We start from the raw sequence: 18,856 nt of genomic DNA, 5'->3' as shown, positions 1-18,856 counted from the left end.
TCTCTTTGCTCCATTATATGAAAAACGCCAACCGGAGTCCATTCGCCGCAGACAAACACAAAAAGAGCATGCCGAAAAGTTCCGCATACTCTGCATCCAAGTTTTATTCGGTTACCTGCGTTTACGGCTGTTTTTGATCAAAGTCATTCGGCGCGAATGGCGGAGCCAAGAGTAATAAGATTTTAAATCCCGAAGCTCTATCGTCTCCGACATTTTTCCGAGGAATGTGACAATAATCATCTTGTGCAGCGGATTGCCGGCAATGTCGGTTTCCTGTTCCAGTTCCGTAAACTCGGCGACAACGACAAGATCTTCATCGATCAAATACACATCCTGCTCGTTGCGGTAATAGGAAACGATCTTGCCTGTTTTCAGCTTTTCCCATAGAAAAGCGCAAATCTCTTCCAAAGAACCGTTGTCTTCAGATACCCGATCTGTCCATCTCAGCTTTGCGTGATTGGTGATCACGACATCCGCTACTTTTTTGTCGCCTAGTTGAACGAAGAATGGTTCGTAAGTACTCCATCGTCCCATTGCCTTATCTTTCATGATCACAACCCCTCTCCTACCGAAAATGAGACCGATTACCTATTGTTAGAGATAAGTATGTTTTATTTTACTTTAACTCATTCTGTTTTTCCATGTCAAATTCTATGAAATGATACATACATATTTACGAATTCTCAAAAAAATACCTCTATTCGGAAAATTCACACAAAAAGAAAAAGCTTCTTTCGAAGCTTCTTTTGCACTGTCGCCTCAAAGGGTGTAAAATCTAGTTTTGTCCGGCATATTACTATTGTATTCCGTTTTAATTTCGTTGCGGTAAGAGCGCTCTACCTTTTTGACGTACGGCAGCTTTTGGAGACTTTTTATCGTTTCGTCCAGCTTGCTTGTATGAATATAGAGTACCGCGTAGCTCATCTTTTTGGATATGTAATGGAGAGAACCGAACCGTTCCAAATTTCTGGCCGCTTTCGTGTCGCTCACCCAGACAATTAATCCGCTTCGCTCAATGATCATCTTTCTTGTCCCTCTTTTCGAAAAAACCTGTTATGGAGTGAAACCAGCTATGAAAATGAGCCATTCAATCGTCCGCGTCGGCCGCGGAACGATTACGGAAAGCATCCACCGCGTACATTTCGCGGCGGTGAATACACAGGGGACGCTGCTGCATGAAGCAGGCGACCCGCACCTGCTCACCTTCGCCCGTTCCACGGCGAAGCTGATTCAAGCGCTGCCGGTCATCGAATCCGGCGCGGCGGACCGTTTCGGCCTGACCGAGGCCGAAATCGCCTTATGCTGCGCTTCCCACAACGGGGAAGCGGAACATGTCGGCGTCGCCCAGTCGATTCTGGGCAAGCTCGGTTTGACGCATGCGCACCTGCAATGCGGCGCGCATGAGCCTTACCACGCGCCGACTGCGCAGCGGATGCGCGAGCGGGGCACGGCCCCGACCACTTTGCACAACAATTGCTCGGGCAAGCATTCCGGGATGCTCACGCTTACGATGCATCTGCAGGCGCCGACGGAGTCGTATATGAGCATCGACCATCCGGTTCAGCAGCTCATGCTCGAAGCCGTCTGCGCGATGTCCGGCGTAGCCAAAGAACGTATGTATTTGGGCATAGACGGCTGCGGCGTGCCCGTATTCGGCATGGAGATCGACCGCTTGGCGCTCGCTTTTGCCCGGTTAGGACAGCCTGACGGGCTGGACCCGGCGCGTGCAAGCGCTTGCCGTCGGATCGTCGACGCAGTCCGAAAATACCCCGCCAACCTCGCCGGGCAAGATCGTTTCGATACACAGCTTATTGAAGCTACGAACGGGCGAATTGTCGGCAAAATGGGGGCGGAGGGCATGTTTGCGCTCTCGATTCCCGATCAGGGCTTGGGCTTCGTACTCAAAGTCGAAGACGGCAACCAACGGGCGCTGTACCCGGCCGTCGTCGAAGCTTTGAAACAGCTCGGCCTGATCAGCGAATCCGAGACGAACGCCCTGGCCGCCTTCCATTCACCGGCGATTCACAACTGGCAAGGAACCGAAGTCGGGCAAATACGCCCGGATTTCCGGGTTTAACCGCAGTTGCCGCTGCAGCTTCCGCCTGAGCCGCAGCCTTTGCCTACGGGCAGAGGATTGTTGCTCGGCACTTTGATCGATTCGGATACGGCATGAGCGATCGTCGTGGACACCTTATACAACAAGTCGTCCAACCGGTCCTCAGCCTCCTTGAATCGGCGTACGGCCTCCACCGCGTCGAGCTGCTTTTGGACTTCGCCAACCGCCTCCAGCGCTTCGTGGTAACTGGGGTGATAGTGTCCGAACCGCTCGCATTCCTCGAAAGCGTCTTTTTTTCTCGCGAACACGGCTTTCAACTGCTTGACTTCGGAGCTGTTCTCCATAGCGGACTTCCAATATAAATAATCTGCCACTTCGGCAGAGGAATTAATCATATCGCCCATGTCGTATGCCTGCATAAGAATCGCGGACATATCAAGCGTTTCGGTCTCCGTCATACTCATCGTTTCATCCCAGCCTTCCTCTCTCTTTGTCTGATAGCAGCTTGCCTCTTCATCATATCACAGTTCTTATAGACTTTCTTCCTTTTCTTCATCATTAATGCCCGGCAAAATAATTTTCATTTGCTCCCAGCCGTCGCCGGAGAGCTGAATTTCGCGCTGCTCCTCAACGCCGACAAGCGTCCAGCCCGAACGGTCCTCATGGAGAGCTTGCGGCACGATGATCCTGTCGCGCCCTTCCTGGCGCAGCTTGACGAAGCTTTTCCACCCGATCGCTTTGCGGATCATTTCTTTGCGGGTCGACCCGTGGTACGTGCCGAACTCCTTCAGCCATCTCGCAGGAACGTCCTGCAAGTCCGGATAAAGCTCCTCCCAATCCGGCAATGACGAATCGATTTCGTACAGCCGGATACTATCCCGCGAATAAAAAATGCCCTCCGGCTTCGGCGCCTCCGCAGTCGGCCCTGCCGCGTCGGGCTCCATATCCTCGAATGCCGCGCGCTGCGCGGGTGCAGGCTGCATTTTTTTCGGATTGTAGCCGATCTGTTCGATAGTTTTGCGAATCAACGGCAGGTGCTCGCGCCCCACGATAAAATCGCGCGCCCCGATTTGCTCCAGCAAATACGGCTTGCATTTTTCATTGCTGCCGATGGATTCGGCAATTTCCGCAGACTGGCACCGCAGCAGCAGCGCCTCCTCAAAATACAGCTTGCCGACCTGCTGTTCCCACTGCGTCAAAGTAACCGCTACATGTTCCGGCACTTCAAAATAGGCGTGCTGCCGTAAAAAGCCGATGATCCGCTCTGCGCTCCCGCCTTTTCCGGAAGCCCGGAGAAAGCTTTCTTTGGTCACTTTGTAGACACGAACCGTGTCCGAGCTTTGCAGGTCGGCGAAAGCCGCAACTTCCCACTCGGTCAAAAGCGGCACGTCGGGAGGAAGCAGCAGCTCGAAATCCGGCTGTACGTAAAATTGGGCTTTCCGCTCGCCGCTGCCGTTTCCCTTAGCGTTGCTAGTTCCTGTCGATGCATGCAGATGAATCAACGGGCGGAACCAGAGCATGCCTATCGCATCCGCGGCCAGCTCCAGCCAGCCGAACAAGCGCAGCGGCTCGACCCATTGCTCAAGCAGCGCCGAGCGAATTTGTTCCTTATTCGCGAAATGCTGCGGTCCCGAACATCGACCGATTTCGGCCGCGATGTCATCCAGCGAACGCCAATGAAAGTTGTCCGCTTTGTCCATGAGAGCGATCCCGTGCTGAAGCCATGCCGGGGCAGGAACGTACAGCTCGCGCCAATGCGCATAAAGGATCGACTCCTGAGTCTCGTACGGAAGCGCAAGCCAATCCGTCAGAGCTTTGTGCCGGATTGCCAATCCGGCAGGCGCCGTACCGAGCACGTCAAGCCGGATGGCGAGTTCCAGCATCACGGCCGTGAACGGGTCGTACACATCTTTGTACGCATACGCAAGCCCGGTCCCCCGCAAAATCGCGCCGCCCAAATCCGGGTGTCCGATCAGCTTTTGCAGCTGTTTTTTATGCAGTGTCCCTTTCGATGTGAGCGGAAGCCCGTCTTGTCTCGAACAGTTCGCCATAAAATGGAAAAACTGCTGAGCCAGCCCTCTTGGGCAAGCTGCGGCAGGTGCAAGCACCTCCAGTTCGGCCTCCCGCTCTTCCGGCAGCGTGCGAATCCGGATGTCGGGAAAAAGCAGCGTTTGCCAGGCTGCAAAGCCGTCCTCCGGCAGTACAAAAAGCTTTTCTCCCCAAGCTTTGCGAAAGGCGGCAATGACGCCGTGCTTGCGCAAACCGGCAAGACCCGCATGGATTTCCGCTCCGGACATCCGCTTGCCGGCTTCTTTTTCCAACGCTTGTCCTGTAAAAGGCTCGCATCCGAATGCCCCCAGAATGAGCCTGAGCGTATTCGTCTCGGCTCTGGTCATCGACTGAAGCAGCCGTTCCAGAAATTTCGCCTCCGTCAACAGGACGTGCACCGTCACGCCTTCGCGGACAAAGTCCTGCACCCATGACTGCCGCTCCATCGACTGTTTGAAAGCAGGGGGCAGTTTGCTATGTATATGCTCGTATTTCATCGTATCCGCCTTTCTGATCGTCCTGTATCCGTTCCCAATCGATCGAACTGTATTGATACCCCTGCTCGACAAGGAAAAGCTGCCTTTTCAGCGCAAAATCCTGCTCCTTCGTATCCCCGCTGATCACGGAATAAAACACCGCTTTATTGGCAGCTCCGCTTTTCGGCCGCAAAATACGCCCGAGTCTCTGGGCTTCTTCCTGCCTCGAACCGAAACTTCCCGACACCTGGATCGCCACCGCGGCGTCCGGCAGATCGACTGCGAAATTCGCCACTTTGGAGACGATTAATACGGGAATGCTGCGCTCCTTGAACTGCCGGTACAGCTGTTCCCGCCGCTCATAAGGCATTTCTCCGTTGATGACTGGGGCTCCCGTCAAAGCGGATATTTGCTCGAGCTGCGCCAAATACTGGCCGATGATAAGCGTCGGTTCATTCGCGTGAAGCTTGAGCAGGCGGGCAATGACCGCAAGCTTGGCTTGATTTTCCCCGGCAATCCGAAACTGGCTCCTGGCGCCGGATGCTCCGTACCGCTCGCGATCGGCGGTTTGCAGCGGCACACGGACCTCCTTGCATTCGACCGCAGCGATCCAGCCTTGGGACTCCAGTTCCTTCCAGGCCATTTCAAACCGCTTCGGACCTACGAGCGAAAATACGTCTTCCTCCCTGCCGTCCTCCCGAATGAGCGTGGCGGTAAGCCCCAGCCGGCGCGTCGCCTGAATATCGGCCGTAGCCCGGAATACGGGGGCCGGAAGCAAATGCACTTCGTCGTAGATGATCAGCCCCCAATCCCTGTCGTTTAAAAGATGCATATGGGAAAAAGCGTCTTGCTTGGAAGCCCTGTGCGTCAAAATTTGATAGGTGGCGATGGTGACGGGGCGAACTTCCTTGCGGGCTCCGTTATATTCGCCCACCTGCTCTTCGGTCAGCGTCGTTTTCGTTAATATTTCGCTCTTCCACTGCCGTACCGAAGTTACGTTCGTTGTCAGAATAAGCGTCGCGCAATTGAATCTGGTCATGGCGGCGATGCCGATGACGGTTTTTCCCGCTCCGCATGGGAGCACGAGCACTCCGCTGCCTCCGTTGCCGCTCCCGCTTCGGTTTCGGCCTGCCGGTCCGGTGCCCCCGAATGCGTCTACAGCGCTTTTTTGATAGTCGCGAAGTTGAAATGGCTCCGCCGCCGCGGATTCGACATAATCGCGAAAACGGATAGGCACATGCTCGCCGTCCCGGTAAGCCGCCAAATCTTCGATCGGATACCCCAGCTTGATCAGCTCCTGCTTCAGCACGCCTCTGCTTTCCGGGGTTATGGCAATCGCTCTGTCGCCGCGCGAGTCGACAATATAATTTTTCACGGATTCGCAGGCCGTAATTTCTTTGAGCACAACCGTATCCTCGCTGACCAGGTACAGCTCGTTCCCGACATTTTCCATCCGCAGCAATCCGTATCGTTGGGTGTATTTGCGAATGCCGCTTAGTACGGCGGTCGGCAAGCCAAACTTCGCATGAAGCTGCAAAAATGCCGTCATTTCCTCCACTTTCACGCCGGCCGCTGCTGCATTCCAGAGCGACAACGGGGTGATCCGGTACGTGTGCAGATGGTCCGGGCTTTTTACCAGGTCTGCAAACCGGGACAGCATGCTGCGCGCGGCCTCGAAATCGTCGTGATGCGTTTCGAGCAGAACGGTGAAATCATTTTGCACAATGAGAGGCCGGGCCGGGTCGAATTTCAAAATAGCGCACCTCCTTCAAAACTGCTTTTTTATAGTATGAAAGTAAACATTATGATTTAAACAGGCCGGGCATAATTTTTGGCGCAGCCATTTATTAAACGGCTAGGCCGGGCAGTGCGAAAAACCTGCGAAAATCCCCATGACGTCGTGAATGTCACCCCACAGAATGAAAATAATCAGGTCTGCTGGCTTTTGAGAGACCCGTCCGCCAGATCCGGCCTGACTGGCCTCACGCGAAGAAAGCCTGCGAAAGTGCAGGCTTTTTCCGGGAATGGGGTCCGTTTTGGCGAAAAGCCTGCGATTGTGCAGGAATTTTCGACTAAAACGAGTCTGAGCCTATGTTTGCGGCGAAAAGCCTGCACATTTGCAGGAATATTTCCTTGCCAGCGTTTCAACGAGCAAAAAAACTGCACTTTTGCAGGTTTTCTCCGCAATGCTGGGCAAATGTGCCGCTTGCTCTCATTGCTGCTCCACGCTTCTCACCTGAATGCCGCTGTCTATCCGATATCTCCCACTGTCCGGATTGACGGCCAATTCCTTTAAACGCTGGAATCCGCTTTTTTTCCGGGTCATGAATCGGTAACGCGTTTGTTCTTCATGATCCTGAATTTCGGCGGTTTCTTTAAAGTTTATGTGGCGGATCAGCGTAATGGTTTCAACTTCATCGTCAATAGACAGTTTCAATCCGGTAAACTTTCTCTGTTCTTCGGCAGCCAGCGTGTCGCCGGCCTCCAGCCAAAGCACGAAATCCTGAGTCGCCATATCGAAAGCGAACCGATAGGCGGCAGCATCGTCGTCGTCCCCGAAAAATTCGTAAATGTCCGACGTATACGGGTCTGCAAGGCCGATCGTTTGATCGGTCGAACCGCAATCGACAATGATAATTTCATCGACGATGTCCGCCACCGAAGCCAGGGAAGATTGGATCAGGTGCCCCGCATTTTTCACAATCATGCAAAGGCTGACCGTCATCGGCTGCTTATAAATTAAATGATGAATGTTGTCCCCCCATTTGTCAGATGCCTTTTGCCTGTTTTCCGCAAGCAGCGTACCCAAATTTACGTCTTTCAAAATGTTCATAGTCGCATGTCCGAAATGATGGATATACGAATCCTGCGCAACCAGCAGCGAATAGCCTTGCCGTATAGCTCTCAGGCAAAGATCGTCATCTTCGTAATTTCCCAGGCCGAATCGTTCGTCAAATCCACCGATCTCATCCAGCATGCTGCGCTTCGCAAGCAGACAAAAGCCGATCAAGCGCCGTACTTCCATCCGCCTGCCCTTATTTTCACGGCAATACCGCTCCGAAAATGAATCCAATTCCGTTAAATTGGTATAGGATACGGCAATCTTTTGATGACCGCTCGAATTGTTGGTTACAGGACCTGTCATGCCTACTCGATCACTGCTGTACAAAGCCTGGAGCATATTCTCGAGCCAGTGCTCCGTTACGATCGTATCGTTGTTCAAGAACAGAATTTGATCCCCTGACGATAGTTCCACTCCCTGATTGCAGCCTTTGGCAAAGCCGAGATTTTCGCTGTTTTCGTGAAGAATGATATCCGGCTGGGTTTTTAAATACCCGGTCGTGCCGTCCGTCGATCCGTTATCGACGACAATAATTTCATAATCCTGCGGCGTATGCTTCCGTATGCTCTCCAGACAACAAACCGTCATGGCAAGTTGATTATGCGTCAAGATCACGATGCTCGTTTTCACAGTGTCACCCGTCTTTCCTTATTTCTTTTTGGTACGGTTGATTTCCACGTATTTCTCGCCCAGCAAGTTTTTAAAATAGTTCCGGTTATAGATCATGCTCGGATGGGACGGGTAATATTGGATCGCCAGTTCGTTATGGTAATTGGCCTTTTGATGCTGCCCGAGCCTGTCGTAGCACAAGCAAAGCTGAAGATGCGGCAGCCATGTCGTGGAAGCTGCGTTCGTCATGCTCATGGACTCTTTGGGAACCGGGAGTTGAACGGCCTGCTCGAACCAATGGATCGCCGTTTGATACTGCCCTTTCTCAACCAGCCATGCGCCCAGACGGCAGCACATCTCGGCTCTCGGCTTATCGTACTGCAGCGTTTTGCAAAGGCTTTGAAATTCTTTTTCCTTGTCTCCGAGCTTGCCGCAGCATTCCGCCATTTTCAGACAGGCCCATATGTTGTCTTCGATCCAGCCTTGGCCCGTAGCCAAAAACTTATCATAATAGTCGACAGCCTCTTGATGAAAAGCATGGTCGCGCAGCTCGTTGGCAAAATAATACAGGTCGCGGGGCGAGAACTGCTCGCCTTGCTCCGCCCTCCTGCGGTATATGCGCAAATTGCGGTCCGTATATTGTTTATCTTTTTTATGTGTGATGCAGATGTCACAGGTGAATATCTGGCCTCCGACCGCCAAATATTCGTGAACCGGGCCGATCCACTGGAATTGGCAATCCCGCCTGACCAGCCTGTTGCGGCGCAAGCTTGACGTTACGACTCCTTCTTTGTCGAAAGAAAGATTGTAGGGCATCGTTACGCTGTGGTAATCCGCCGGGAGCGTCTTTTTCAGCTCTTTGAAAAGCTCGCGGTCCTTCTCTTCGATCGTATCGTCGGCATCGAGCCATAAAATATACGCTTTCGTCGCTTTGCTGAATGAATAATTGCGCGCTGCGGCAAAATCGTCAATCCATTCGAAGTCGTAAATGTTGGCGCCGAATTGCTCGGCCACTTCCTTGGTCCGATCCGTCGATCCCGTATCGACAATGACAATTTCGTCGGCAATCCCCTCCACCGAAGACAGACATTGGTGCAGACTGTTTTCTTCGTTCCGCACAATCATGCACAAGCTGATCGTAATCATCGATAACCTCCCGAAAGTTTTGCGAAACGCAACTTGTCTGAAATGCGCTCAATCGACGGTGTCGATGAGCATGGCCGCCTCCAACTCTTTCCTGTCGAGCAGAGGCGACATATCTTCGATAGGCCTGTGGACGGCAAGCTTGGGATTGACGGTCGTGGCTATCTCTAGCTTTACCTCTACGAAAACCGGGCCTTCGGCTTCCAACGCGGCTGTGATGACGGACTGCGCATCTTCCATCGTCCGGATCGTCAAAGCCGGAATTCCGTAGGCGTCCGCAATTTTCACCAGATCAGGACAACTGTAGCTGTCAACGGTAGACTGGCGTCGGCCGTCGAAGTACATATCCTGGAACTGCCGAACCATGCCCAGATTGTTGTTGTTCATGACAAACATTTTGACCGGCAGCTTATGTCTGGCGACCGTATCCAGTTCCTGGATGTTGACTTGAGTGCCGCCATCCCCTGCGATCACGACAACCCGGCTGCCCGGAGAAGCTTTGGCCGCGCCGATCGCTGCAGGCAGTGCAAAGCCCATCGCGCCCATGCCGCCGGCGTTCAGCAGCCGCTGGCCTTCACGCAGCCGGAACGACTGGCTGGCCCACATTTGATGCTGTCCGACATCCAGAACGACGATGTCGCCTTCGCCGCTGCAGGAAGCCAGCAGCTCCATAAAGCGGTTCGGCGCAACCGCTCCTGCCTGCACCGGCGGATCTCCGCTCGGATACTTCGCTCTGTAACCGGCGATCACGCGGTACCACGGGGCATAGTCGCGCTTCGGCTGCCCTTCCAGCGCTTTGTTCATCCCCACAAGGAAGGAGCTCACGTCGGCGTGAATGGCCAAATCCGCAGGCACTTTCGCATTCAATTCAGGCGCTTCGATGTCGACATGAATTTTGACGGCAGCGCGTGCAAACGTATCCGGCCGCGTTCCGGTCTGGCGCGTATCCAGCCTGGACCCGAGAATGAGCAGACAATCGCAATTGGCTAAAGCGAGATTGCTGAACCGGTTCCCGTAGGAACCGATCAGCCCGCAGCTTGACGGGTGGGTCCCGGGGAGCGCGTCAAGCCCCATTAACGAATGAACGACGGGAATTCCGGTTCTGTCGACGAACTCGCGTAATTGCGGCACAGCGAGAGACGCTCTGATGCCGCCTCCGGCGAGAATGACCGGGCGGCTCGCCCGCTCCAGCAGACGAACCGCCTCCGCGATCGCTTCGCTCCCGCAGGGCTGAACGGACGCGTTGTACTGCCGGTACTCTTCGCTGTCGAAAAAACTTTCCTGCCGGTCCGGCTCGATTTCCGCGCGCTGGATATTCATCGGCAGGTCCAGCAGCACGGGCCCCGGACGGCCGTGGCCCGCCAAAAATACAGCTTTCTCCAGGTGATAGCGGATGCGCTCAGGGTCAACGACCATTTCCGCATATTTCACGATCGGCTTCACAATGCTGACGATGTCGGTTTCCTGAAAACCGACCTGCCGCAAAGGCTTATCGAACTTGTACTCGTACGTATTGACTTGACCTGTCACAAACAGAGCCGGGACGGAATCGAAATAGCAGCTGCCGATCCCGGTCAGCATATTCAGCGCGCCCGGCCCGCTCGTCGCCATGGCGACGCCGAGCTTGCCATTCATCCGGGCATAGCCTTCCGCCGCAAAAGCGGCGGCCTGCTCGTGGTGCATCGACACGCAGCCGATATCTTTTCTGCCGTACGTCGAATCCAAAAGATGGGCGATCGCTCCGCCGATCATTTCAAATATATGGGCGACTCCTTGCTTGCTAATTTGTTCAATGACATAATCGGACAGCTTCACGGCTCACTCCCCTTTCGGAAACGGAATACAGTTCCCGGTTTCCCCGTTCGTATAATCGCGAATTTGCTTTAGACATATGTCCGCTATGTCTCCTTGTTCCCGGTAAACGCGAAACCATTCGACCGTTTTTTCCAGCGCCTGCTCCACGCTCCATCTGGGCCGCCAGCCCAACTCATGCCGCGCTTTGGAGCTGTCAAGCTGCAAATTCGCCGCCTCATGGGGATGCTCGCCCTGATCCCATTCATAGAACGACCCAGTTCCCCAAAGCGCTCCAAGCTTCGCTACGACCCATTCCACCGTTTTTACGCTGTCCTCCGCCGGTCCGAAATTCCATGCTCCCGCATATGTCGGCCCCTGCTGCACCATGCGCTGCGCAAGCAGCAAATACCCTTGCAGCGGTTCGAGCACGTGCTGCCACGGGCGTGTGGCAAGCGGGCTCCGCAATTGCAGCCGGCTGTCCGAGAGCAAGGCGCGCATGCAATCGGGGATCAGCCTGTCCTCAGAACCGTCGCCGCCGCCGATGACGTTGCCCGCTCTCGCGGTAGACAGACTGACCCCGTGCGATAAATAGCGGTCAGGATGAAAATAGCTGCTGCGGAAGGCGGAAGTCACAAGCTCCGAGCAGGCTTTGCTGTTGGAATACGGGTCAAAGCCCCCTAGCGGGTCGGTTTCCCTGTATCCCCAGTGCCATTCTTTGTTCTCGTAACATTTGTCCGTCGTTACGTTGACCACCGCTTTGATGTCCGTGCCGTTTTCCACTGCGGCTCTGACCGCTTCCAGCAAATAGACGGTTCCGAGGACGTTCGTCTCATACGTTTCCGCCGGCTGCCGATAAGAGCGCCGGACAAGCGGCTGGGCCGCCATATGAATAACGACCTGAGGCTGCGCCTCCCTGACCGTTCGTTCCAACGCATCGCGGTCGCGAATGTCGGCGATGACCGAGCGCATCCTTTTGTCCAGACCGCTCAAGGCGAACAAATCCGGCGCTCCGCCCGGCTGCAGGGCATATCCGGTTACGTTCGCTCCCCATGCGCTGAGCCACAGGCATAGCCAACTTCCCTTGAATCCGGTGTGGCCTGTAACGAGCACCTTTTTCCCTTGCCAAAACGCTTCCTGCCGCATGATTTCACCTTTTTCATTTCTTCCAGTATGCTTTTCCCGACTGCCACAATTGCTCCAAATAATGGCGGTCCCGGAGCGTATCCATCGGATGCCAAAACCCCGAATGCTTGTAAGCCATAAGCTGGTTCTCCCGGGCAAGCCGGCGGAGCGGCTCCTGCTCCCACACGGCGGAATCCCCTTCGATCAAGTCGAAAACTTCCGGCTGGAGCACGAAAAAGCCTCCGTTCACCCATCCGCCGTCCCCTTTCGGCTTTTCGTCAAAGCCCGCTACCACTTGGTCGGCCGCAAGCCGAAGCGCCCCGAAGCGGCCTGTCGGCTGGACGGCCGTCACGGTCGCCCATTTGCCGTGTGCCTGATGGAACTGTACGAGCGAGCCGATATCGATATCGGACAGTCCATCCCCATAGGTCAACATGAACGGCTCCTCGCCGACATATTTCCGGATCCGCCGGATTCTTCCCCCGGTCATCGTATTCAATCCCGTCTCTACCAGCGTGACCTTCCAGGGAGCGAGATACTCGCTGTGGACGATAATGTCGTTGTTGTTCCCGAAATCGAAAGTAACGTCCGTGCCGTGCAAATAATAATGGGCAAAATATTCCTTGATGACGTGCCCTTTATAACCCAGGCAGACGATAAATTCATGGAAACCGTAAGCCGAAAAAATGTTCATGATGTGCCACAGAATCGGCTTATCCCCAATTTCGATCATCGGCTTCGGTTTCAGATGCGTTTCCTCGCTGATTCTTGTGCCGTAGCCTCCCGCCAAAATCACGATTTTTATAAGGAATCCCTCCTCCCGAGCAGCTTGTGGAACACATCCGCAACGTATTGGAGCATTTCCTGAGTCAACCCCGGATAGACGCCGATCCAAAAAGTTCGCTTCATAATGATGTCCGTATTCGCAAGCTCGCCGACGACTCTGTGCGCAATGTGACGGTACGCCGGCTGGCGCAGCAAATTACCGGCAAACAGCAGCCTCGTGCCGATCCGGTGTTGTTCCAGCGCCTGCACGAGCTGATTGCGCGAAAGCGGAGCGTCCTCCCTTACGGTAATCGGAAAACCGAACCAGCTCGGCTCGCTTCCCGGCGTCGCTTCGGGCAAAATGAGCGCGCTGTCCAGCGGCTTAAGCGCCTCCTGCAAAAAAGCGAAGTTTTGCTTGCGCTTTGCGACAAATTCGGGCAGCTTTTGCAGCTGCGCAGCGCCGATGGCGGCCTGCATATCGGTCACTTTCAGGTTGTAGCCGATATGGCTGTAAGTGTATTTATGGTCGTAGCCTTGCGGCAGATCTCCAAGCTGCCAGCCGAATCTTTTGCCGCAAGTGTTATCCGTACCTGGCTCGCACCAGCAGTCTCGCCCCCAGTCGCGGAAGGACTCGATAATTTTTTTCAGCTTGGGCTGCGACGTCAGCACGGCTCCCCCTTCCCCCATCGTGATATGATGCGCGGGAAAGAAGCTGACTGTCGCCATATCCCCGAACGATCCGACTTCCCGCCCCTCATAAAGCGAGCCTACCGCATCGCAAGTATCCTCGATCAGCCACAGGCGGTACTTGTCGGCAATCCGTTTCACCTCGTCGATCCGAAACGGATTGCCGAGCGTATGAGCGATCATGATCGCCCTTGTCTTCTCGCTGACGGCGGCCTCCAGCAGACTCGTGTCCACATTGTAGGTCGGAATGTCGACATCCAAAAAAACCGGAACAAGACCATGCTGGATAACCGGGTTCACCGTCGTCGGGAAACCGGCTGCGACCGTAATGACCTCATCGCCGGGATGAAGCTGTCTTTCGCCGAGCTGGGGGGAAGTGAGCGCGGAAACGGCCAGTAAGTTGGCGCTGGAGCCGGAATTGGTCAGAATCGAGTACCGCCGGTTCATATATGCGGCAAATTCGCGCTCGAACCGTCCGGCATAGCGGCCGGTAGTCAGCCAAAAATCCAACGAGGAGTCGATTAAATACGACAATTCCTGATGATCGAACACTTTTCCGCTGACGGGGATGTAGTCCACTCCGGGTCTGAAGGCTCGCTGCGGCCATTTTTGCGCGAAATAGGCGGCAGAAAGCTGCAGGATTTGATCCCGCAAGTCTTGCTCGGAAGCATTCATGAATCACAAATCCTCCTACCGGCCATATTTTCAATAAAAAGGAATGAAAGAAATGCAGAGGAATACATATTTTACTGTATGTATATGTGATTGGGTGAGAAATAGCTCCGGCTTTTTTCGCGAGGAGGAAAAAATGGCGTTTATCAGTGAAGCATTAGCCTCACGCTTTTACCACTACGGCTCGAACACCTATGTTCAAGAAGGCGGCCAATTCGTATACCCGGAGGATATTTCCATCGGCAATCAAGTGTTCATCCGGTCTCATTACTGGTTCAACATTATTGCCCCGGGCACCCTCCCTTCGCCGAAAATCGTTATCGGCGACGGCTGCCAATGCAATCTCGGACTTATCGTATCCGCCGTTCACCGCATTGAGCTGGAAGACAACGTATTGGTCGGGCCGAACGTCTACATTTCCGATACGGATCATCAATACAGGGAGGTCGGCATTCCGATTCATTCCCAGGGCATCACGTCGACCGAGAATACGGTTGTCATCGGGGAAGGCGCCTGGCTCGGGGCCAATGCCGTCATTGTCGGGAATGTGAGAATCGGCAAAGGCAGCGTCGTTGCGGCGGGCAGTGTCGTCACGTTCGATGTGCCCGATTATTGCGTAGTCGGCGGCGCGCCGGCGCAAATTCTCAAAGTTTACGACCCCGGCTCCGGAGAGTGGGTCCGCGCAAAGACGAAAAAAAAGGCGCAAGAGCTTCTCGACAAACGCCGGAAACTGCCCCTTCTCTCGATCTGCATACCTACCTACAACCGTGCCGGGGATTTGGAAAAGTGTCTGGAATCGATCTATTCACAGATCGGAAATACCGATCTGATCGAGGTCCGCGTCTCCGATAACGCCTCCGATGACACTACGCCGGAAGTGGCGGCGCGATTCCGCTCCCGGTACGACAATTTTTTCTACGGGCGAAATGCGGATAACATCGGGTCGGACCGCAACATTCTCCATGTGCTGGAACAAGGAACGGGAAAATTTCTGAAAATCCAGGGCGACGACGACTTTTACCAGCCGAAGACGATCATTCCGCTGCTCCATGTGCTTCACACTTACAAGGACTGCTCCGTCATTCATATCGATTTGCTGCGGCCGACCGGCCAGGTCGAAGCCGGCAGCGGGCTTTCCGCGTATCTCGCCGCTTCATCCATTTACTCCTCCTTCATTTCCGCTACGATTTTGCGCCGGGAGGATTGGGAAAAAATTGCGGACCGCACGCTGTTTATCGAGTCCTCGTTTAACCAGATTTACTGGCAGTACGCCATGCTGGAGCACAACCCCCGATTTTGCGTCCTTCACCGCAGCATGTTCTCCTACGCAGGCAATGAGCCTGCAGGCTACAACTTTGGCCGTGTGTTCATCGACAGCTACCAGCGCATTTTGCAAAGCTTTGTAGGACGCGGTCTGACCGAGGACGATATTCGCATGGATAAACTACGCGTGCTGCATGCTTTTATTTTGCCCTGGTACCAGCGGTTTGCGGCCAGCGGTGCGCACGACGCGATCGAAGGGTTCGAGCACTACTTCACGGAGCATTACCGGAATGAAAGCTATTTTGAAAATATGTTGAACCAAATACGAATGATCAAAAGCTTGTGATGCAAGCGTGTCGACGGCGAAAGGGACACTATGCAAAAAAACGCTAAACTTCCTTGAATTATCAAGGATGCTTGGCGTTTTTTCATAACGGAATGCGGCCTTGTGAAATCGTGCGCCGCTTATTTCCTCCTTGATAAAATCGCTGTCCCGTGCTAACTTCGAATTATTCGTCAATTTTTGGAGGTGCTTTACTAAGCTTTATGAAAAAAATCGTCATTATGCTGCTCGTTTTCCTGCTAACAGGATGCTCGCAACAAGCTGCCAAGCCCGGCTCAAGCGAAATCCAGTCCATTATCGGGCAGTATCCCGAACTTAAAGATCATGCCTACGTGGCCACAGAAGTGAAGCGTGTCGTTGACGGGGATACGTTTGAAACCAAATCCGGCGAAAAAGTGCGGCTGATCGGAGTCAATACCCCGGAAACCGTGAAACCGAACAGTCCGGTGGAAAAATACGGCAAAGAGGCAAGCGATTTTACGAAGCAAAAATTGTCCGGCAAAACCGTCTATCTCTTTACCGATGCCGGCGATACCGATAAATACGGAAGACTGCTCAGGTACGTATTTATTAAGGGCGAGAAAGAAATGTTCAACGAGACTTTAGTCAAAGAGGGCTATGCGAATGTGATGACGGTGCCGCCGAACGTGCTCTTCTCCAAAAAATTCGTCGGTTTGGAGCGAACGGCGAGGCAAAATAAGAAGGGGCTGTGGCAGGATGAGAAGTAAACTCCTGCTTCTTCCCCTCCTTCTGTTCCGTTAAGCCGTGGAAAAATAGCCTGCCCCGAGGACGGCCAGTACGACGGCCAGCACCGCCGTTCCCGCCGCGATCCCTATCCATGCCCGCCGGCCCGGCGGTTTTTCATACCAATAGGCATAGCGCGCGCGCTTCTCTAATTCTTTCATATGCCGCTCGTAATTTTTCTCTACTTCGTATGGATTCCACATCGCTAATCCCCCTATCCGTTGATTGCGATTGATTTTACCATAGTCATAACTTCCATAGTTATCTATAATAATTGATAGTTTCCATCGAAATTTTTGATCGATAGGAGGGGTTGAAGGATGGATTTAACGGTTTACAAAACCGCGCTTGAAGTAGCCAAATGGCAAAACTTTACGAAAGCCGCCGATATGCTGGGATACGCCCAATCCAGCGTCACCTCGCAAATTCAAAGACTCGAAGCCGATTACGGCATCGAAATGTTTGAGCGGATCGGAAAAAAGATGAAGCCGACTCCCGCCGGCGAGGAACTGCTGCGCTATGCGGCCATGCTGATCAAGCTGTATGAGGAATCCAAAGTTTCTGTTGCGGGCCAAACCTCGGGAAGCTTCGTGATCGGCACGCATGAAACGACCATGTCGTCCTACATATTCCCTCCTTACTTGGGCGCTTTCAAAAAGCTGTATCCGCAAATCAACATTGTCATCAGCGAAGTTGCGGAGAACGACATCTACCGCTCGTTAAAAGCCGGCGAATGCGACCTGGGATTCGTCGTGGACCAGGAGCGCTGCGATCCCGACCTGCGCTTTGAATTCGTCAAGGAGGAGGAATTCGTCCTGATCGCGAGCAGCGACCATCCTTTGGCCGGGCGCACCTCGATCCTCCCCCAAGACCTGAACGGCAGCGAGATTCTTATGTCCTACCAGCAGGGCCGGTGCCGGTTGCTGCTTGAAACGATGCTTCGTACGCATCAAGTCAGCTATACGCTGGCCTACGAAATCAACAACTACGAAACCGTGAAAAAATGCGTCATACACGGGCTCGGAATTTCCATCGTGCCGAAGACTACGGTATTGACCGAAATGCAAAACGGGCAGCTGGCGGTATTACCGCTCCACTACCCGAATTTCAAGCTGAACGTACAGCTATGCTATCATGTGAAAAAACAGCTCTCCAAACCGATGAGGGCTTTTATACAATCCATGTGCAGCACTACTCTACCCGGAGAGCCTGCTGCTGGGCCAGCATGCTAAGCTCTGCCGCTTTGAAGGCGTGCTCCTGCGTCATCGCATGTTCAGTGCGATGAATGCAGTCCAGGATCAGCTGTCCGAAATAAGGATAGCCGACCTGGCCCTGCAAGCTGTAATGCTTCTCGCCCTGCCCGTTGACCAAATACAATTGGTCGCCCTTCGGATCGCGGGCTATATCGATATATTTGCGAAGCTCTATATAACCTTCCGTGCCTAAAATAACGGTCCGTCCGTCCCCCCATGTGCCGAGCCCTTGCGGCGTCAGCCAGTCCACGCGAAAATAATGGGTCGCTCCGTTATCCCCGACAAGCGTCGCATCGCCGAAGTCTTCCAACTCAGGATAATCCTTGTTGTTATAATTCCCCACTTTGCTGCTCAGCACCTTGGCATCCTTGCAGCCTGTGAACGATAAAAACTGTTCGACCTGATGGCTGCCGATATCGCAAAGAATGCCGCCGTATTTCTCTCTTTTGAAAAACCAATCCGGCCTGGAAGGGGCATTGAGCCTGTGCGGCCCCAGACCGAGCACTTGGACAACCCGGCCGATGGCGCCTTCCTCGATCAGCTGTCCGGCAAATACCGCGCTTTCCACATGCAGCCGCTCGCTGTAATATACGGCATACTTGAGACCTGTTGCCGCTGTTTTCGCTTTTGCGGCCGCAAGCTGCTCAAGGGTCGTGAACGGAGATTTATCCGTGAAATAATCTTTTCCATGATCCATAACTCTCAGTCCGAGCGCGCACCGTTCCGAAGGCACGGCCGCCCCGGCTACGAGCCTGACTTCCGCATCCTGCAAAATCTCCTGCTCGGAAACGGCGACCCGCACATGCGGATACGTTTTGCAGAAAGCTTGAACTTTCAGCGGATCGGGATCGTAAACCCATTTCAGCTCCGCACCCGCTTCCTGCAGTCCGTTGCTCATCCCGTAAATATGCCCGTGATCGAGACCGATTGCCGCAAACACGAACTCGCCTTGACCTACGACCGGGCTTGGCTTTCCTTTTGGCGCATAATTCATTCCGTCACTTTTTTGCATCTGTTTTTGCTCCTCCCCGGCTCTCC

The 18,856-nt window shown here is 53.9% G+C and carries 17 protein-coding genes; 4 read left to right on the top strand and 13 right to left on the bottom strand.

What is annotated here, in order from left to right; translation table 11 throughout:
* Positions 1–111 precede the first annotated feature (111 nt).
* Both AC0LWT_RS30090 and AC0LWT_RS30085 read right to left on the bottom strand, forming a co-directional pair.
* Positions 112–549: a hypothetical protein gene (locus tag AC0LWT_RS30090; protein WP_474684970.1), complete on the bottom strand. Its 438-nt coding sequence runs from the start codon at positions 547–549 to the stop codon at positions 112–114.
* 210 nt (positions 550–759) lie between these two features.
* Positions 760–1,023, bottom strand: a complete 264-nt coding sequence (locus AC0LWT_RS30085) for a YlbG family protein (protein WP_474684969.1) — start codon at positions 1,021–1,023, stop codon at positions 760–762.
* A 49-nt stretch (positions 1,024–1,072) separates the two neighbouring features.
* Between AC0LWT_RS30085 and AC0LWT_RS30080 the strand changes: the two genes are divergently transcribed.
* The gene (locus AC0LWT_RS30080) at positions 1,073–2,077 is read left to right on the top strand and encodes an asparaginase (protein ID WP_474684968.1); all 1,005 of its coding nucleotides are present in this window, start codon (positions 1,073–1,075) and stop codon (positions 2,075–2,077) included.
* Here AC0LWT_RS30080 and AC0LWT_RS30075 read toward each other — a convergent pair.
* From AC0LWT_RS30075 to rfbH, 9 genes are all read right to left on the bottom strand, one after another.
* Positions 2,074–2,520 (bottom strand): YlbF/YmcA family competence regulator, encoded by a 447-nt coding sequence (locus tag AC0LWT_RS30075; RefSeq protein ID WP_474684967.1) that lies wholly within the window; start codon positions 2,518–2,520, stop codon positions 2,074–2,076. The genes AC0LWT_RS30080 and AC0LWT_RS30075 overlap by 4 nt on opposite strands.
* A gap of 66 nt (positions 2,521–2,586) precedes the next feature.
* Positions 2,587–4,602, bottom strand: a complete 2,016-nt coding sequence (locus AC0LWT_RS30070) for a helicase-associated domain-containing protein (protein ID WP_474684966.1) — start codon at positions 4,600–4,602, stop codon at positions 2,587–2,589.
* Complete coding sequence (locus AC0LWT_RS30065) at positions 4,580–6,334, bottom strand: DNA repair helicase XPB (RefSeq protein ID WP_474684965.1); 1,755 nt, start codon at positions 6,332–6,334, stop codon at positions 4,580–4,582. The genes AC0LWT_RS30070 and AC0LWT_RS30065 overlap by 23 nt, the downstream gene beginning before the upstream one ends.
* 459 nt (positions 6,335–6,793) lie before the next feature.
* The gene (locus AC0LWT_RS30060; protein ID WP_474684964.1) at positions 6,794–8,053 is read right to left on the bottom strand and encodes a glycosyltransferase family 2 protein; all 1,260 of its coding nucleotides are present in this window, start codon (positions 8,051–8,053) and stop codon (positions 6,794–6,796) included.
* Positions 8,054–8,071: 18 nt separating this feature from the next.
* A complete protein-coding gene (locus tag AC0LWT_RS30055; protein ID WP_474684963.1) occupies positions 8,072–9,178 on the bottom strand; it encodes a glycosyltransferase family 2 protein in 1,107 nt (368 codons plus the stop codon).
* A 48-nt stretch (positions 9,179–9,226) separates the two neighbouring features.
* Positions 9,227–10,990 (bottom strand): thiamine pyrophosphate-binding protein, encoded by a 1,764-nt coding sequence (locus AC0LWT_RS30050; protein ID WP_474684962.1) that lies wholly within the window; start codon positions 10,988–10,990, stop codon positions 9,227–9,229.
* 3 nt (positions 10,991–10,993) lie between these two features.
* Positions 10,994–12,112, bottom strand: coding sequence for a CDP-glucose 4,6-dehydratase (gene rfbG, locus AC0LWT_RS30045; RefSeq protein WP_474684961.1), 1,119 nt, complete (start codon positions 12,110–12,112; stop codon positions 10,994–10,996).
* A gap of 13 nt (positions 12,113–12,125) precedes the next feature.
* Positions 12,126–12,896 carry a glucose-1-phosphate cytidylyltransferase gene (gene rfbF / locus AC0LWT_RS30040; RefSeq protein ID WP_474684983.1) on the bottom strand — a complete coding sequence of 257 codons (771 nt, stop codon included), beginning with the start codon at positions 12,894–12,896 and terminating at the stop codon, positions 12,126–12,128.
* Positions 12,893–14,218 (bottom strand): lipopolysaccharide biosynthesis protein RfbH, encoded by a 1,326-nt coding sequence (rfbH, locus tag AC0LWT_RS30035; RefSeq protein ID WP_474684960.1) that lies wholly within the window; start codon positions 14,216–14,218, stop codon positions 12,893–12,895. The genes rfbF and rfbH overlap by 4 nt, the downstream gene beginning before the upstream one ends.
* A 133-nt stretch (positions 14,219–14,351) precedes the next feature.
* Here rfbH and AC0LWT_RS30030 point away from each other — a divergent pair, with 133 nt between their 5' ends.
* Positions 14,352–15,824 (top strand): glycosyltransferase, encoded by a 1,473-nt coding sequence (locus AC0LWT_RS30030; protein ID WP_474684959.1) that lies wholly within the window; start codon positions 14,352–14,354, stop codon positions 15,822–15,824.
* 200 nt (positions 15,825–16,024) lie between these two features.
* Complete coding sequence (locus AC0LWT_RS30025; RefSeq protein WP_474684958.1) at positions 16,025–16,549, top strand: thermonuclease family protein; 525 nt, start codon at positions 16,025–16,027, stop codon at positions 16,547–16,549.
* Between the two features lie 30 nt (positions 16,550–16,579).
* On the opposite strand, the gene AC0LWT_RS30020 is transcribed toward AC0LWT_RS30025, so the two are convergent.
* Complete coding sequence (locus tag AC0LWT_RS30020; protein WP_474684957.1) at positions 16,580–16,768, bottom strand: hypothetical protein; 189 nt, start codon at positions 16,766–16,768, stop codon at positions 16,580–16,582.
* A 117-nt stretch (positions 16,769–16,885) separates the two neighbouring features.
* On the opposite strand from AC0LWT_RS30020, the gene AC0LWT_RS30015 reads away from it, so the two are divergent.
* Positions 16,886–17,797 (top strand): LysR family transcriptional regulator, encoded by a 912-nt coding sequence (locus AC0LWT_RS30015; protein WP_474684956.1) that lies wholly within the window; start codon positions 16,886–16,888, stop codon positions 17,795–17,797.
* Here the strand turns inward: AC0LWT_RS30015 and AC0LWT_RS30010 are convergent.
* Positions 17,757–18,830 (bottom strand): Gfo/Idh/MocA family protein, encoded by a 1,074-nt coding sequence (locus AC0LWT_RS30010; RefSeq protein ID WP_474684955.1) that lies wholly within the window; start codon positions 18,828–18,830, stop codon positions 17,757–17,759. The genes AC0LWT_RS30015 and AC0LWT_RS30010 overlap by 41 nt on opposite strands.
* Positions 18,831–18,856: the final 26 nt, after the last annotated feature.

The sequence above is a fragment of the Paenibacillus sp. sgz302164 genome, assembly GCF_056120505.1.
The sequence above is the reverse complement of the archived record's forward strand: the minus strand, read 5'-3'. Positions and strand labels throughout refer to the sequence as shown.